Annotated in this window: 13 protein-coding genes; 9 read left to right on the forward strand and 4 right to left on the reverse strand. The window is 68.7% G+C overall.

The genetic code is table 11. From position 1 onward, the window contains the following. Positions 1 to 95 precede the first annotated feature (95 nt). On the reverse strand, positions 96 to 1358 hold the full coding sequence (gene purD, locus HDA45_RS19125) for a phosphoribosylamine--glycine ligase (protein ID WP_184897208.1): 1263 nt from the start codon (positions 1356 to 1358) through the stop codon (positions 96 to 98). A gap of 318 nt (positions 1359 to 1676) precedes the next feature. Here purD and HDA45_RS19130 point away from each other — a divergent pair, with 318 nt between their 5' ends. Further along, the gene (locus HDA45_RS19130; RefSeq protein ID WP_184897210.1) at positions 1677 to 2795 is read left to right on the forward strand and encodes a glycerophosphodiester phosphodiesterase; all 1119 of its coding nucleotides are present in this window, start codon (positions 1677 to 1679) and stop codon (positions 2793 to 2795) included. A 164-nt stretch (positions 2796 to 2959) separates the two neighbouring features. Beyond that, a complete protein-coding gene (locus HDA45_RS19135; RefSeq protein ID WP_184897212.1) occupies positions 2960 to 4498 on the forward strand; it encodes an amino acid permease in 1539 nt (512 codons plus the stop codon). Here the strand turns inward: HDA45_RS19135 and HDA45_RS19140 are convergent. The 3 genes from HDA45_RS19140 to HDA45_RS19150 all read right to left on the reverse strand — a co-directional run bounded on the left by HDA45_RS19140 (position 4482) and on the right by HDA45_RS19150 (position 8188). Beyond that, positions 4482 to 5699: an MFS transporter gene (locus HDA45_RS19140; protein WP_184897214.1), complete on the reverse strand. Its 1218-nt coding sequence runs from the start codon at positions 5697 to 5699 to the stop codon at positions 4482 to 4484. The two genes, HDA45_RS19135 and HDA45_RS19140, sit on opposite strands and share 17 nt — an antisense overlap. A 79-nt stretch (positions 5700 to 5778) precedes the next feature. After that, positions 5779 to 6714 carry an LLM class F420-dependent oxidoreductase gene (locus HDA45_RS19145; RefSeq protein ID WP_184897216.1) on the reverse strand — a complete coding sequence of 312 codons (936 nt, stop codon included), beginning with the start codon at positions 6712 to 6714 and terminating at the stop codon, positions 5779 to 5781. 187 nt (positions 6715 to 6901) lie between these two features. Further along, positions 6902 to 8188, reverse strand: a complete 1287-nt coding sequence (locus HDA45_RS19150) for an adenylosuccinate synthase (protein WP_184897218.1) — start codon at positions 8186 to 8188, stop codon at positions 6902 to 6904. 54 nt (positions 8189 to 8242) lie between these two features. Between HDA45_RS19150 and HDA45_RS19155 the strand changes: the two genes are divergently transcribed. The 7 genes from HDA45_RS19155 to HDA45_RS19185 all read left to right on the forward strand — a co-directional run bounded on the left by HDA45_RS19155 (position 8243) and on the right by HDA45_RS19185 (position 15938). Then, entirely contained in the window at positions 8243 to 8923 is a 681-nt protein-coding gene (locus HDA45_RS19155) for a hypothetical protein (RefSeq protein ID WP_221471179.1), read from the forward strand. A gap of 186 nt (positions 8924 to 9109) precedes the next feature. Continuing rightward, positions 9110 to 9748, forward strand: a complete 639-nt coding sequence (locus HDA45_RS19160; protein ID WP_184897220.1) for an HNH endonuclease family protein — start codon at positions 9110 to 9112, stop codon at positions 9746 to 9748. Positions 9749 to 9970: 222 nt separating this feature from the next. Beyond that, the gene (locus tag HDA45_RS19165; RefSeq protein WP_184897222.1) at positions 9971 to 11578 is read left to right on the forward strand and encodes an ABC transporter substrate-binding protein; all 1608 of its coding nucleotides are present in this window, start codon (positions 9971 to 9973) and stop codon (positions 11576 to 11578) included. Further along, entirely contained in the window at positions 11575 to 12525 is a 951-nt protein-coding gene (locus HDA45_RS19170) for an ABC transporter permease subunit (protein ID WP_184897224.1), read from the forward strand. The genes HDA45_RS19165 and HDA45_RS19170 overlap by 4 nt, the downstream gene beginning before the upstream one ends. Then, positions 12518 to 13330, forward strand: coding sequence for an ABC transporter permease (locus tag HDA45_RS19175; RefSeq protein WP_184897226.1), 813 nt, complete (start codon positions 12518 to 12520; stop codon positions 13328 to 13330). Before HDA45_RS19170 ends, HDA45_RS19175 begins: the two co-directional genes overlap by 8 nt. Continuing rightward, positions 13327 to 14904, forward strand: a complete 1578-nt coding sequence (locus HDA45_RS19180; RefSeq protein WP_184897228.1) for a dipeptide ABC transporter ATP-binding protein — start codon at positions 13327 to 13329, stop codon at positions 14902 to 14904. The genes HDA45_RS19175 and HDA45_RS19180 overlap by 4 nt, the downstream gene beginning before the upstream one ends. Beyond that, a complete protein-coding gene (locus HDA45_RS19185; protein ID WP_184897230.1) occupies positions 14901 to 15938 on the forward strand; it encodes an LLM class flavin-dependent oxidoreductase in 1038 nt (345 codons plus the stop codon). Before HDA45_RS19180 ends, HDA45_RS19185 begins: the two co-directional genes overlap by 4 nt. Positions 15939 to 16100 lie beyond the last annotated feature (162 nt).

Genomic DNA, 16100 nt, shown 5'->3' on the forward strand with positions numbered 1-16100 from the left:
CGTCGAGGCTACCAACGCTGAGGTAACGAGCGCCTGAGCTTCGCAGGAAATACCGGGTTAGACGCATCCAGGAGCGGGATGGTTCCGTTCGAAATTCACGAAACCGGGGTGGCGATCTCTCCCTTGGCGGCGAGCAGGGCGATGTCGGTGCGGTGGTGCGAGCCGGCCAGGTGGACCTTCTCGACCGTCGCGTAGGCGTCCTTGCGGGCGGCCTTGAGGTTCTTGCCGGTGCCGACGACCGACAGCACGCGGCCGCCGGAGGAGACCACGGCGCCGTCGTCGCGGCGGCGGGTCCCGGCGTGGAGCACGCCTTCGATCTCGCCACCGGTGATGACGTCGCCGGTCCTCGGCTTGCCGGGGTAGCCGTCCGCGGCGAGCACGACGGTGACCGCCGCGCCGGAGTCCCAGTCCAGCGGCGGCAGATCGGCGAGTTCGCCGGTCGCCGTCGCGTGCAGGACCTTGCCGAGCGGGCTGCGCAGCAGCGCCAGGACGACCTGGGTCTCCGGGTCGCCGAAGCGGCAGTTGAACTCGATGACCTGCGGGCCTTCGGAAGTCAGCGCGAGACCGGCGTAGAGCAGGCCGGAGAAGGTGGCGCCGCGGTCGTCGAGCTCGTCGACCACGGGCTGGACGATCCGCTCGACGACGTCGTCGACCAGGTCCTTCGGCGCCCACGGCAGCGGCGCGTAGGCGCCCATGCCGCCGGTGTTCGGACCGGCGTCGCCGTCGCCGACGCGCTTGAAGTCCTGCGCGGGCAGCAGCGGGACGACCGTGCGGCCGTCGACGAAGCAGAAGAGAGAGGCCTCCGGGCCGTCGAGGAACGACTCCAGGAGCACCGGGTGGCCGCCGTCGAGCAGCATCAGGGCGTGCTTGCGCGCGACGTCGACGTCCGTGGTGACCACGACGCCCTTACCCGCGGCGAGGCCGTCGTCCTTGACCACCCAAGTGGGGCCGAAGCGGCCGAGCGCGGCGTCGAGGCGGGCCGGGTTGTCGACGACCTCGCAGTGCGCTGTCGGCACCTTCGCGACCGCCATGACGTCCTTCGCGAACGCCTTCGAGCCCTCGATCCTGGCCGCGGACGCGGACGGGCCGAAGCAGGCGATGCCCGCCTTCCGGACCGCGTCGGCGACACCCGCCACCAGCGGGACCTCGGGACCGACCACCACCAGGTCCGCCTGCCACTGCTTGGCCAGGGCGGAGACCGATTCGGGGTCGGCCGCGTCGACACCGAGCTGCTCGGCCACCGAGGAGGTGCCGGCGTTGCCCGGGGCACAGGCCAGCGCGGTGACGGAAGGGTCTTCCGCGACCGCGAGGACAAGTGCATGCTCACGGGCGCCGGACCCGATTACCAGTACGCGCACGACGCACAGGGTAACCGTGCCGGAGATGCCCTGTCGGCGGAGCCACGTGAAACCCGCCCCGACCGGAGGCCCCGCTATCGTGGCGACGGGGCACCATAACGTCTGACCTGCGGAAACACGAACCTGCCCCGGCGACGCGATCGCCGTCGCGGGTCACCGATCACCACAGCCCGAACACGTCGCCGTCCTCGAGCGGGTGGTTCCATCCGGCGTTCACCCGGCGGTCAGCGCTCCGCCGGTCCGTCTTCGCCGTCCGGACGCCTCCTGCGTCAAGGGTGGCGCGGTACCCCGAGTTCGAGTCGAAAGAGGTTACCCACCATGCGAAAGCGCCTGGGCGTGCTCGCCCTGTCCGGTCTCGCCGTCCTCAGCGTCACAGGGCTGGCGGGCGCCGCCGAGCCGGGTGCCGGAGATGTGTCGGCACAGGCCAGGGGTCACGATGGTCCGGTGATCGTCGGACACCGCGGCGCGCCGGGTTACCGCCCGGAGCACACGCTCGCCTCGTATGAGCTCGCCTACCGCCAGGGCGTCGACTGGGTCGACGTCGACCTGGTGCCCACCAAGGACGGCCAGCTGGTCGCCCGGCACGAGAACGAGATCGGCGGGACCACCGACGTCGCGAAGCACCCCGAGTTCGCGAACCGGAAGGCGACGAAGGTCATCGACGGCGCGTCGTTCACCGGCTGGTTCACCGAGGACTTCACCCTCGCCGAGCTGAAGACCCTGCGCGCGACCGAGCGGATCCCGCAGCTGCGCCCGAACAACAAGATCTACGACGGCCGCTACCAGATCGCCACCTACCAGGAGGTGCTCGACCTGACGCGCCGTCTGGGCCGCGAGCTGCGCCGTGAGCTGGGGACGTACCCCGAGATCAAGCACTCGACCTACTTCTCCTCGATCAAGAACCCGACCGAGCCGAAGCTGGTCGAGCTGCTCAAGCGCAACGGGCTCAACCACCCGAAGGCGCCGGTGATCATCCAGTCGTTCGAGGTGTCGAACCTGATCGCGCTTTCGCGCCAGGTGCGGGTGCCGCTGCTGCAGCTGACCTCGGCGACCGGCGCTCCGGCCGACTTCGTCGCGAAGGGCGACCCGCGGACGTACGCCGACCTCGTCACGCCGGCGGGCCTGAAGGAGATCTCGAAGTACGCGGACTACCTGGGCCCGGAGAAGGCGCAGGTCATCCCCGTGGTGAACGGGGCGCTGGGCGCGCCGACCAAGCTCGTCGCCGACGCGCACCAGGCCGGGCTGAAGGTCGGGCCGTACACGTTCCGCAACGAGAACAACTTCCTCCCGCAGAACCTGCGCTCGTCGGCCAACCTCGCGGAGTACGGCAACGCGTTCGCCGAGCAGGAGGCCTTCCTCAAGGCGGGCGTCGACGGATACTTCGCCGACCACCCGGACACCGCGCTGGAAGCGGTGAAGGCTTTCCGGGGTCGCTGACACCTCCTCTCCGATGCCGTGAACGGCCCGTTCCTCGCGAACGGGCCGTTTTCGCGCGTCCGACGAGGCGGGTTTCTTGACGGGACCTTGACACGCCCAGGTCGGCGGGCCTAATTTCGGCGGATCTCAATGGTCTGTCCGCATACCTTTTAAGTGGGTGCCCGATGGATGTCTCAGACGCCCGTGCCGCCGAACCCGCCGACGAAGACAGTGCCCGGCTCCACCAACTCGGCTACGCGCAGGAACTCCGGCGCACGATGTCGACCTTCTCCAATTTCGCCGTCTCGTTCACGATCATTTCGATCCTCTCCGGCTGCCTGACCCTCTACGGGTTCGGCATGAAGACCGGCGGCCCCGCCGCGATGATCTGGGGCTGGCCACTGGTCGGCCTGTTCGTCATCCTGGTCGGGCTCGGCATGGCCGAGGTCTGTTCCAGCTACCCGACCGCGGGCGGCCTCTACTACTGGGCCGCGAAGCTCGCCCCGCGCAACGGCGCGGCCTGGTCGTGGTTCACCGGCTGGTTCAACCTCATCGGGCAGATCGCCGTCACCGCGGGCATCGACTTCGGCGCGGCGCTGTTCCTCAACGCCTTCCTCGATCTGCAGTTCGGCTTCGAGGCGACACCGGGCCACACGATCCTGCTGCTGGGGATCATCCTGGTGATCCACGGCCTGCTGAACACCTTCGGCGTCAAGATCGTGGCGCTGCTGAACACCGTCAGCGTGTGGTGGCATCTCGCGGGTGTGCTGGTCATCGTCGGGGTGCTGGTCATCGTGCCCGAGAAACACCAGGACGCGTCGTTCGTCTTCGGCGAGTTCGTGAACAACACGGGCTGGGCGTCACCGGTCTACGTCTTCTTACTGGGCCTGCTGCTCGCGCAGTACACACTCACGGGGTACGACGCCTCGGCCCACATGACCGAGGAGACCAAGAACGCGGCGAAGGCCGGGCCTCGCGGGATCGTCAACTCGATCCTCGTCTCCCTGGTCGCGGGCTGGATCCTGCTGATCGGCCTCACCTTCGCCATTCAGGACTACGAGGGCGCCGTCGGCTCCGAGACCGGCGTGCCACCCGCGCAGATCTTCCTCGACGCGACCGGTGAGACGACCGGCAAGTTCCTCTTGCTGATCTGCATCGGCGCGCAGCTGTTCTGCGGGATGGCGTCGGTGACCGCGAACTCGCGGATGATCTACGCCTTCGCCCGTGACGGCGCGATCCCGGGTTCGAGCTTCTGGCACCGCATCAACAAGCGCACCCAGACGCCGACCAACGCGGTGTGGCTCGCCGCGGGCGGCGCGCTCCTGCTCGCCCTGCCGTACCTGTGGAGCGCGACCGCCTACGCGGCGGTGACCTCGATCGCGGTCGTCGGTCTTTACGTGGCCTACGTGATCCCGGTGTTCCTGCGGGTGCGCAAGGGCGACGACTTCGAACCCGGACCGTGGAACCTCGGCAAGTGGGGCAAACCGATCGGCATCGTCGCGACCATCTGGGTGTGCTTCATCTTCGTCCTGTTCATGCTCCCGCAGGGATCGCCGATCACCATCGACAGTTTCAACTACACGCCCATCGCCTTCCTCGTCGTACTCGGTGGTGCCGCGGTGTGGTGGTTCGCCTCCGCGCGCAAGTGGTTCACCGGCCCGAAGGTGCAGGGGTCCGAGGCCGAACTCGCGGCGGTGGAACGGGAACTCAAGGAACTCGGCTGACGGCCGCCCTGGCGCGGCCGACGCGGACTCCGGTCACCGCGGCCGCGCCCAGGGCACCGACGGCGGCGAAGGCGTAGAAGCCCCACGGGTACGCGATCCCGGCGCTCAGCAACGCGCCGCCGAGGATCGGCCCGCTGATCGCGCCGATGCGGCCGACACCCGCGGCCCAGCCGATTCCGGTGGCACGCATGGCGTCCGGGTACGTCTTGCCGATGTACGCGTACACGAGCACCTGAGCGCTGAACACGAATCCGCCGGTGAGGAACACGGCCACGTACAGGCCGACAGCGGGCAGCTTCACGCTCAGCAGGGCCAGGAACACGGCCGCCCCGAGGAACCAGAAGATCACCGCCGGCCGCACGCCGACCTTGTCCGCCACCCGGCCCGCGACCAGCAGGCCGACGACGCCGCCGAGGTTCAGCGTGAGCAGCAGCCCGAGCGCCGCGCCGAGCGGGTACCCGGCCTGGCGCATGATCTCCGGCAGCCAGGTGTTGAGCCCGTAGACCAGCAGCAGCCCCATGAACGACGTCACCCAGAACGCGATGGTGGCCCGCAGCAGCCCGCCGCGGAACAGGCCGCCGACGACCTGCGTGGCCGACTTCTCCTGCGTCTCCCGCACGCGCTCGAAGGACTCGGACTCCGGCAGGTACTTGATCATCAACGGCACCAGCACGAGGGCGGGCAGCGCGCCGGCGACGAACATCGCGCGCCAGCCGAGCGGCTGGATCAGCCAGATTCCCAGCAGGGCGGTGAGGACCGCGCCGACGTGGTAGCCGGTCATCACCGTGGTGGTCGCGCTGCCGCCCTTTTCCTTGCGGGCGTACTCGGTGACCAGCGCGATCGCCGTCGGGAGGCAACCGCCCAGGCCGAGCCCGGCGAGGAAGCGGAACAACCCGAAGAAGAACGCCGAGGGCGCGATCGCGCAGAGCGCGGTGCACACCGAGAAGGCCGTGACGGCGATGATCAGCGCCTTGCGGCGGCCGATCACGTCGGTGATCGTGCCGATCGCCATCGCGCCGATCATCATGCCGATCAGGCCGAACGTCGAGATGACCGACGCCGTGCCGGGGGTCAGCCCCCAGACGTGGTCACGGAGCAGTGCGGGCAGCACCGTACCCAGGACGACCAGGTCGAATCCGTCGAGCAGGACCGCCGTCCAGGCGAGCGTTACCACCCACGAACGGGCCGCGGCAGGGGACATGGGGACCTCCAGCTGTTCGCTATGCGCACGAGTATGCACAATACGAACGCTGTGAGCAAGGCCACTGGACCCCTGGATGTCAACGTTTCGCGAGATCTCCCAGAACACGCCAGGTGCGGAGCCGCTCTTCGCTGGTCCGGATACCGCTCTGGGTCGCGACGACCTCTGTCGCGCCGGCGTCGAAATACCGCCGGATCTCGGCCGCGACGGTCTCCTCGTCCCCGGCGATCACCAGCTCACCGGCGGAATCCACGCCCTGGACGTCGAAAACCGCGCGATAGGAGGGGATGTCGCGGAAGAACGCGTACTGCCTGTCGACCGTGGCGCGGATGGCGTCGGGATCGTCGGTCACGACGACCGGGACCATCGCGATGACCCGCGGCGCCGGACGGCCGGCGGCGGCTTGGGTGATCTCCGGGACGATCAGCTCCGAAAGCGCCTTCGGCCCGGCGAGGAACGGGATCGTGCCGTCGGCGAGTTCGCCGGTGACACGCAGCGCCTGTCGCCCCATCGCGGCGATGATCAGCGGGATGTCCGAAGAGCCCGCGACCGAGAGCGATGCCGCGAAACCCTTGGCGTGCGCGGTGACCGTCTCACCCTGGAAGTCGACTTCGTCGCCTTCGAACACCTGGCGGAGGATCGTGAGGTATTCGCGCAGGTGCTTGATCGGGGACGGATACTCGATGCCGTACGCCGGTTCGAGCCAGTTTTTCGCGCCGGTGCCGAGGCCGAGCACGAACCGGCCGCCGGTGGCGGCCTGCGCCGTCTGCGCGAGGCCGGTGATCAGCAGCGGATGTCGCGGATAGATCGGGACGACGCCGGTTCCGACGGCGATCCCCGGCACGGCGCGGCCCGCGAGGGCGGCGACGGTGATCGCGTCGTGCTCCATCTGTTGGGAGAACCAGGCGGACGTGAGGCCCGCGTCGGCGGCCTGCTGGGTCTGCGTGATGAGTTCGTCGACGATGTTGACGGCGTTCGCGGTGTCCCCGGACGGGAGTGCCACTCCGATGGTCATGTTCAACGCTAACCGCGCCGTCGAGGGGATATTTCCGCGTTCACCGGGTGGGATGCCGCCGGCTGGGAGGGCGGCGGGACGGCGCTTTGGTCGCCGCCAAGTACGTGAAGGCCCCCTTCACAGCGCTAGGCGCAATGTAGGGGGCCTCCACGTACTTGGGTGAGCCATCCGCAAGTCCGTGAGGACGTCAGACGAACTCGTGCCGCACGATCGTCTGCTCCCGCCCGGGACCGACACCGATCGCCGAGATCCGCGCGCCCGAGAGCTCCTCGAGCCGCTCGACGTACGCCCGCGCGTTCGACGGCAGCTCTTCGAAGGTCCGGCAGCCCGAGATGTCCTCGAACCAGCCCGGCAGCTCTTCGTAGATCGGCAGCGCGTGGTGCACGTCGGTCTGCGTCATCGGCATGTCGTACGTCCGGAACCCGTCGACCTCGTAGCCGACGCACACCGGCACCTTCTCCAGGCCGGACAGCACGTCCAGCTTGGTGAGGAAGTAGTCGGTGATGCCGTTGACCCGCACCGCGTAGCGCGCGATGACCGCGTCGAACCAGCCGGTGCGCCGCGAGCGGCCGGTGGTGACGCCGAACTCGCCGCCCTGCTTGCGCAGGTACTCGCCGGACTCGTCGTCCAGCTCGGTCGGGAACGGGCCGGAGCCGACTCGTGTGGTGTAGGCCTTGAGGATGCCCAGCACGGTGGTGATCTTGCCCGGGCCGATGCCCGAACCCGCGCTCGCGCCGCCGGACGTCGGGTTCGACGACGTCACGAACGGGTAGGTGCCGTGGTCGACGTCGAGCAGGGTGCCCTGCGAGCCTTCGAGCAGCACGGTCTCGCCGCGCTCGAGGGCCTGGTTGAGCTGCAGGCGCGTGTCGGCGATGCGGTGCGCGAACTTCTCGCCCGCGGCCAGCACCTCGTCGGCGACCTGGTCGGCGTCGAGCGCCTTGCGGTTGTAGACCTTGACCAGCACCTGGTTCTTGAACTCCAGTGCCGATTCGACCTTCTGCCGGAAGATCTTCTCGTCGAGCAGGTCCTGCACGCGGACGCCGACGCGGGCGATCTTGTCCTGGTAGCAGGGGCCGATGCCGCGGCCGGTGGTGCCGATCTTGCGGCTGCCGAGGTAACGCTCGGTGACCTTATCGATCTCCACGTGGTACGGCATGATCAAGTGCGCGTCGGCGGAGATCAGCAGTTTGCTGGTGTCGACGTCGCGTTCTTCCAGCCCGGCGAGCTCGTCGAGCAGCACCCCCGGGTCGATGACGACGCCGTTGCCGATGACGTTGGTGACGCCCGGCGTGAGGATCCCGGACGGGATCAGGTGCAGGGCGAAGTTCTGCCCGTCGGGAAGGACTACGGTGTGGCCCGCGTTGTTACCGCCTTGGTAACGCACGATCCACTGGACGCGGTCGCCGAGCAGGTCGGTGGCCTTGCCCTTGCCCTCGTCCCCCCATTGGGCCCCGATCAGCACGATGGCCGGCATGTGACACTCCAGGTGTTCGGCGACTTGTGGTTTGGCGCTGGTAAATGCCGGTGCATGAGCGTAACGGAGGGCCTTCGGGTGCGCGGAATAGTGGTGGCCTGCGGAGAGGGCGAACCCACATTGCCGGAGATCGACGACGTCGAAATGGTGCGCGTCCCGAGCCGTCCAGGCAAGGCGGATATCGACCCCTTGCTGGGGGAACACGATCATCTGGTGGTCGCGGGCACCGACGCCGACCTCGCGGCCGTCGCGCTCCGGCTGTTACGAAAAGAACAGCTCACCGGCGTGTCGCTCGGGTTCGTGCCGTCCTCGCCGGACTCCGACGTCGCCCGCATCTGGAGCCTCCCGACAGAGCCCCTGCGCGCCCTCGCGCTCGCGTTGCGCGGCGAGGTCGACCCGGTGCCGCTCATCCGGGACGACACCGGCGGCGTGCTCGTCGGCCGCGGCGTGGTCGGCATGGTGCGCGGGGTGGCCTACTGCGACGAGCACACCGTCCTGCGCGGGCCCGCGCGCTCGATCGAGGTCGAGCCGGACGCGAGCGGGCCGGGGCTGATGGTCCGGGTGACCAAGGGGACGCTGTTCAAACGGCCGTCGACGCAGCACGCGCGGGCGTTCCAGCTCGGCTGCATCCCGACCCGCCCGAGCAGTGACGGCGTCGTCCATCCGCGCGCGATGAGCCGGTGGACCTGGTACCGGCACACCGAGGACCTCCGGCTGGTCCGCGGGCTGGTGTAGCCCGTTCGGCCCAGAACCTTCAGCTGGACTTTCCGAAAATTTTTCGGCGGCGTACACCGGGTCCTGCCTGCTCGTGACACTCTCCGTTCACGAAGGCCCGCCCACGGTGTCACCCGATGGTGTTGCGTGGGTCATATCCGTGTCGCAAGGTGACCAGGTCCCCAAACCTGACACGGAGGCAGCAATATGCCAACTGCGCTTGCTGTTCGTCGCTCCTTCACCGTTCTCGCCGTCTCGGCGATCGTCTCGGCCGGAGTCGTCGGCGTCGCCGAAGCGACACCCCCTGGCATCCCGTCGACCGCGACCGCCAAGACCCAGCTCGCCTCGCTGACCGTCAAGCCGGACGGTTCGTCGAGCGGGTACAGCCGCGAGAAGTTCCCGCATTGGGCCGACCAGGGCAACAGCTGCAACACCCGCGAGGTCGTGCTCAAGCGGGACGGCACGAACGTTCAGCAGGACGGCAGTTGCGCCGCGGTCTCCGGCAGCTGGTTCAGCCCGTACGACGACGCCACCTGGACCGCCGCGTCCGATGTGGACATCGATCACGTCGTGCCGCTCTCGGCCGCTTGGCGCACCGGGGCGTCTTCGTGGACCACCGCGCAGCGGCAGGCGTTCGCCAACGACCTCAGCGCGCCGCAGCTGATCGCCGTCACCGACAACGTCAACCAGGAGAAGGGTGACAAGTCGCCGGACGCCTGGAAGCCGCCGTCCACCGGATATTGGTGCACCTACGCGAAGATGTGGACCACGGTGAAGGCCAAGTACAAGCTCAGCATCAAGTCGGCCGAGAAGACCGCGCTGACGGACATGCTCAACCGCTGCTGACCAAGTCAGTACAGGAAGGCCCCCTTGCTTGCGCCTAGGTACAGGAAGGGGGCCTTCACGTACTTTCGGGGCTGTCAAGCGGAATCGTGGGACGTTTCGCACGGTGAGAGCCGCGCTCACCATGTGGGCGGGCCTCAAGGTCGTGATTAGCGTGAATCGGGTCGGCGCAAGCAGCAGTGCAAATCCCCAGACCTGCGCCCCGTTCCCGCTGGAGGCCACCCGGTGTCCCGTACCGCCGTCACATCCCTGCTGGCCTTGTCCGCCCTCGTGCTCACCGCCTGCTCGTCCGCCGGTGGCTCGACGGGCGCCGATGCCGGGCCACCCCGACCCGGGGGCACGCTGCGCCTCGGGATCTCGTCGAGCCCGGACTGCGTCGACCCGCAGCAGGCCGGCACGAACGCGTCGCTCAACGTCGGCCGTCAACTGGTCGATTCGCTGACCGATCAGGATCCGTCCACCGGTGAGATCAGGCCTTGGCTGGCCGAGAAATGGGAGAGCAACGCGGATTCGACCGCGTTCACCTTCCATCTGCGTGACGGCGCGACGTTCTCCGACAACACCCCTGTCGACGCCGCCGCCGTCAAGACGAGCTTCGACGCGGTCAAGGCCCTCGGCCCGAAAGCCACGCTCGGCTCCGGATACCTGGCCGTGTACAAGGGGACGACGGTCGTCGACCCGAAGACGGTCAAGATCGAGTTCTCCGTTCCCAGCGCCCAATTCCTGCAGGCCAGCTCGACGATGTCGCTCGGCATCCTCGCGCCCGCCGCGTACCGGAAGACTCCGGACGAGCGCTGCCAGGGCGTCGGCCTGATCGGTTCGGGCCCGTTCGTCTTCGAAAGCCTGAAGCAGAACCAGGAAATCGTCCTCGCCAAACGCAAGGGCTACGGCTGGGGCTCGTCGCTGTTCAAGCACCAGGGCGAGGCGTACCTCGACAAGATCGCCTACAAGATCGTGCCGGAACCCGGTGTCCGCACCGGAAGTCTCGCGTCCGCGCAGCTCGACGCCATCACCGACGTCCAGCCGGTCGACGAACCGCAGTTCACCGGCAACGGCTTCACCGAACCCACCCGCCCGAATCCCGGCATCGTGTTCAACCTGCAGGCCAACGTGACCAGGGGTGTGCTCACCGACGAGAAGGTCCGTCAGGCGGTGCTCAAGGGCATCAACCGGCCCGAGGTCACCAGCACCGTGTTGACGCCGAACTACAAGGCGGCCACCAGCATCCTCGGCTCCGCCACGCCGTTCCACGCCGATCTTTCCCCGCTGCTGGCCTACGATCCGGCCGGGGCGACGTCGCTGCTGGAGAGCTCGGGCTGGGTGCCCGGCCCGGACGGCATCCGCACGAAGAACGGCCAGCGGCTGACCGCGAAGGTCGTCTTCTCCCTGGTGTTCAACCAGAACAAGAGCGTGCTCGAACTCGTGCAGCAGCAGTTGCGCAAGATCGGCTTCGACCTCCAGATCGAACAGCGCACGACCGCCGAGAGCGTGCAGATCACGCAGAGCGGGAACTACGAGTACCTCTGGTACAACACCACCCGCGCCGATCCGGACATCCTGCGCAACCTGTTCTCCACCAAGGCGAACAACCGCAGCAAGCTCACCGCGGACAACCCCGTCGACGCACCGCTCGACGCGCAGTCGTCCACTGTGGACCCGGCGAAGCGGAAGCCGGCGGCCGAGGAGGCGCAGCGCGCGATCATCGAGCACGGCTACTCGGCGCCGGTGTTCGAGCTGACCCAGGTACTGGCGCACGGGCCGAACGCGCACGGCGTCGGCTTCGAAGCCTCGTCCCGGTTGCAGCTGTTCGACGCCTGGGTGTCCGGCTCGTGACGCGGTATCTGCTCCGGCGGATCCTGCAGGCCGTCTTCGTCCTCTGGGCGGCGTTCACCGTGTCCTTCGTGATCCTCTACCTCCTGCCGGGCGACGCGATCAGCGCGAAGCTCGGCGGGGGTGAGGCCGGGCTTTCGGTGACGCCGGAGCAACTGGCCGCCGCGAAGGCGGAGTACGGCCTCGACGACCCGCTGCCGGTGCAGTACGGGAAACGGCTGATCGCCGCGCTGCAGGGCGACTTCGGCCGCTCGATCGCCACCGGGGACGACGCCACGGACATGGTCGTCTCCGCCCTGCCGCCGACGCTCGCGGTCACCGGACTGGCCCTGGTGCTCGCGATCCTGTTCGGCGGCGGGGTCGCGATCGCCGGGACCCTCACCCGGCATCGCTGGCTGGGCAACGCCTTGCTCGCGTTGCCGCCGCTGGGGATCTCGCTGCCGCCGTTCTGGGTCGGGCTGCTGCTCATCCAGTTCTTCTCCTTCCAGCTCAGGCTCGTACCCGCGCTGGGGTCGAACGGCTTCGAGTCGCTGATCCTGCCCGCGATCACGCTCGCCATCCCGACCGGCGCGATCATCGGGCAGGTGCTGGCGAAGAGCCTCCGCACGCAACTCGCCGAGCCCTACACCGAGATCGCGCTGGCGAAAGGGGCGAGCCGCTCGAGAGTCCATTTCGGACACATCCTGCGCAACGCGGCGGTGCCGACGCTGACCATCGCCGGGGTGGTCGCGGGGAACCTGATCGCGGGTTCGGTGATCACCGAGACGGTGTTCTCCCGCGACGGCCTCGGGCGGGTGACGTCGTCGGCGGTCACCGCGCAGGACATCCCGGTGGTGCAGGCGGTGATCGTGCTCGCCGCGCTGGTGTTCGTGGTCATCAACCTGCTCGTCGACCTCGTCTATCCCCTGCTCGACCCGCGGATCCGACACCGGGAGACGGCCGATGCCTGACGTTCTCGTCCGTGCCCGGCGGCCCGGCCTGGTGATCGCGGCCGCGGTCCTCGCCTTCGCGCTGCTCGCCGCCGTCATCCCGCAGCTGTTCACCGGGCAGGACCCGCTCGCCGGTGTCCCCGCCGAGAAGATGCAAGGCCCTTCTCTCGCGCATCTCTTCGGCACCGACGAAACCGGGCGGGACATCTTCGCCCGCGTGGTGCACGGCGCCGCGCTTTCCTTGCAGGCGACCGTGATCGCCGTGCTCGTCGCGCTCGTCGCCGGTTCCGCGCTCGGCCTGCTCGCCGGTTTCCGGGGCGGTGCCCTCGATTCGGCGATCATGCGCTGCGTCGACGTGCTGCTGGCGATCCCGTCGATCCTGCTTTCGCTCGCGCTGGTCACCGCGCTCGGCTTCGGCACGACCAACATCGCGATCGCGGTCGGTGTCGCGAATCTCGCGCAGTTCGCCCGGCTGATGCGCGCCGAAGTGCTGCGCGTCCGCAGCGGCGTGTTCGTCGAGGCCGCTCGCGCGGGAGGGGTGCGGTGGACCGGCGTGCTCGGCAGGCACGTGCTGCCCAACGCGCTCGGCCCGGTGCTCGCGCTGGCGACGCTCACCTTCGGTACGGCGGTACTGGAGGTGTCCGCGCTGAGCTTCCTCGGCTACGGCGCCACCCCGCCGACCCCGGAGTGGGGCTCGCTCGTGGCGGGCGGCCGCGGCTTCCTCGCCACCGCCTGGTGGATGACGACCTTCCCCGGACTCACCGTCGCGGCCGTGGTGCTGTCCGCGAACCGGCTGTCCCGAGCGATCGAAGGAGACGAGCGGTGAGCGAACTGCTGACCATCCGCGATCTCGCGGTTTCGTACCGGAACGTGCCCGCGGTGGACGGCGTCAGCCTGTCGGTCCACAAAGGACAGATTGTCGCCGTCGTGGGCGAGTCCGGCTCCGGCAAGAGCACGACGGCGCACGCGGCGATCGGGCTGCTGCCGCGCGGCGGCCGGATCGAACGCGGCGAGATCACCTTCGACGGCCGGGAGCTCACCAAGCTCTCGGACCGCGCTTGGCGATCCGTGCGCGGTCGCGAGATCGCCCTGGTGCCCCAGGATCCGACGGTTTCGCTCAACCCCGTGCACCGCGTCGGCGATCAGGTCGCCGAGGTGCTGCTGATCCACGGCTTGGCGGACAAGCGCAACGCCGGCGCGGAAGCGGTCGAGTTGCTGCGCAGGGCCGGGATCAGCGATCCGGAGGCGCGGGCACGGCAGTATCCGCACGAGTTGTCCGGCGGACTGCGTCAGCGCGCGCTGATCGCCTCCGCGCTGGCCGGGCGGCCGAAACTCATCATCGCCGACGAACCGACCAGCGCGCTCGACGTCACCGTGCAGCGGCAGATCCTGGACCATCTCGAAGAACTCGCCGCGGAAGCGGGCACCGCCGTCCTGCTGATCACCCACGACCTCGGTGTCGCCTCCGACAGGGCGTCGCGGATCGTCGTGCTGTCCCAGGGAAACGTCGTCGAGGAGGGGACGACCGGCGAGATCCTTTCCGCGCCGTCGCAGAGGTACACCCGGGATCTGCTCGCCGCCGCGCCCAGTCTTTCCGACACCCCGCTGCGGGAACCGAAACCGCCGTCGTCCGACATCCTGGTTTCGGTCCGCGACCTCGGCAAGAGCTTCGGCGCGATCCGGGCCGTCGACGGCGTTTCGTTCGACATCGCCCGAGGTCGGACGCTCGCGCTGGTCGGCGAATCCGGTTCGGGCAAGTCGACCACGGCGCGGATGATCCTCCGCTTGGAGACTCCGTCCGACGGCGTCGTCGAGTTCGACGGGCAGGACATCACCGCGCTGCGCGGCGAAGAGCTGCGACGACTTCGGCGCAGGTTCCAGCTGGTGTACCAGAACCCGTACGCCTCGCTGAATCCGAAGTTCAGCATCGAGGACGTCGTCTCCGAGCCCCTGCGGGCGTTCGGGGTCGGCACGAAGGCGGAACGCCGGGCGCGCGCGGCGGAACTGGTCGAACAGGTCGCCTTGCCGTCGTCGGTGCTGAACCGCAAACCCGCCGAACTGTCCGGCGGGCAACGGCAACGCGCGGCCATCGCGCGGGCACTCGCCCTGCGCCCGGAGCTGATCGTCGCCGACGAACCCGTTTCGGCACTGGACGTTTCGGTGCAGGCGCAGATACTGCGGCTGCTCGCCGACCTGCAGGACGAACTCGGGCTGACCTACCTGTTCATCTCGCACGACCTCGCGGTGGTGCGCCAGATCGCGGACACCGTCGGCGTGCTGCGCGGCGGCGAACTCCTCGAACTCGGCCCCGCTCAGGACGTCCTCGACCGGCCGAGCGCGGACTACACCCGGGAGCTGCTGGCCGCGATCCCGGGCCGGAAACCCCTGGAGGCACGATGAAGTTCGGGCTCTTTTCCCTCGTCGCGAACCATCCCGACCCGCTGACCGGCGTGACGCCGACCCAGCACGAACGCCTGCGCCGGGTCATCGACGAAGCGATTTCCGCCGAAGAACTCGGGTTCGACGCGTACGGTGTCGGCGAACGGCACGGCGAACCGTTCCTTTCCTCGGCGCCGCCGGTGATCCTGGCCGCGGTGGCCGAGCGCACCGCACGCGTCCGGCTGCTGACGACGCTGACCGTGATCAGCGTGCTGGATCCGGTCCGCGTCGCCGAGGACTACGCGACGCTGGACCAGCTTTCCGGCGGCCGGCTGGAACTCATGATCGGGAAAGGCAACGATCCCCGGCATTTCCCGCTGTTCGGGCTCGAGGAGGAACGGCAGTGGGAGTACCAGTCGGAGAAGTTCGCCCTGCTGCGCCGCCTCTTCCTGGAGGAGGGGGTGAACTGGGAGGGTGAATTCCGCGCGCCCCTGGCGGACGTCACGACCCGGCCCCGCCCGTTCCACCCGCGGCCGAGGATCTGGCACGGGAGTGCTTCGAGCACCGAGTCGACCGAACTGGCGGCGAAGTTCGGCGACCCGCTGTTCACGGCGAACGGCTTCCACCCCAAGAAGAAGTACGCCGATCTGATCGATCACTACCGGCGACGGTGGGTGGAGTACGGCCACGACCCCGCGGACGCGCTCGTCGGTTCGGGCGCGGGCGGGCTGTACGTCGCCAAGACCTCCCAAGCGGCGCTGGACGGCTACCGGCCGTACTTCGAAGCGTTGCTGCAGACGCCCGCGTACCAGCACAACAAGTCGGAGTTCACCACGCTGGAGGACAAGATCGCCCACGGCTCGGCGCTGGTCGGAAGCCCGGAACAGGTGATCGACAAGATCGGCGACTACCACGCTTCCTTCGGGCACGAGGTACAAGCGGTCTCTGTCGACGGCCTGACGTCGGAGGAGGGACGGGACGTCCTGGAGCTCTTCGCCTCCGACGTCATCCCGATCGTGCGGAAGGAACTGCCCTCCCGGGTCTGGGAGAGCTGACGGGCACTCGCGTGCTCAGACGGCGAACTTCGTGAACGTCGCCCGATCACGCGAGATCCGTCTCCAATCACGCGAGATCCGTCTCCAATCACGCGTGAACGCCCATCCCGCCGAACACGACATCCTTGCCCGCCCCTGTTCGCCGCGACGGAAGGCGTGACT

It is taken from the genome of Amycolatopsis umgeniensis (genome assembly GCF_014205155.1).
GTDB lineage: Bacteria > Actinomycetota > Actinomycetes > Mycobacteriales > Pseudonocardiaceae > Amycolatopsis > Amycolatopsis umgeniensis.

Coding starts and splice junctions, on each gene's coding strand:
- HDA45_RS19130 (WP_184897210.1), top strand. CDS start 1,677: ATGCGAAAGCGCCTGGGCGTGCTCGCCCTGTCCGGTCTCGCCGTCCTC.
- HDA45_RS19135 (WP_184897212.1), top strand. CDS start 2,960: ATGGATGTCTCAGACGCCCGTGCCGCCGAACCCGCCGACGAAGACAGT.
- HDA45_RS19140 (WP_184897214.1), bottom strand. CDS start 5,699: ATGTCCCCTGCCGCGGCCCGTTCGTGGGTGGTAACGCTCGCCTGGACG.
- HDA45_RS19145 (WP_184897216.1), bottom strand. CDS start 6,714: ATGACCATCGGAGTGGCACTCCCGTCCGGGGACACCGCGAACGCCGTC.
- HDA45_RS19150 (WP_184897218.1), bottom strand. CDS start 8,188: ATGCCGGCCATCGTGCTGATCGGGGCCCAATGGGGGGACGAGGGCAAG.
- HDA45_RS19155 (WP_221471179.1), top strand. CDS start 8,243: ATGAGCGTAACGGAGGGCCTTCGGGTGCGCGGAATAGTGGTGGCCTGC.
- HDA45_RS19160 (WP_184897220.1), top strand. CDS start 9,110: ATGCCAACTGCGCTTGCTGTTCGTCGCTCCTTCACCGTTCTCGCCGTC.
- HDA45_RS19175 (WP_184897226.1), top strand. CDS start 12,518: ATGCCTGACGTTCTCGTCCGTGCCCGGCGGCCCGGCCTGGTGATCGCG.
- HDA45_RS19185 (WP_184897230.1), top strand. CDS start 14,901: ATGAAGTTCGGGCTCTTTTCCCTCGTCGCGAACCATCCCGACCCGCTG.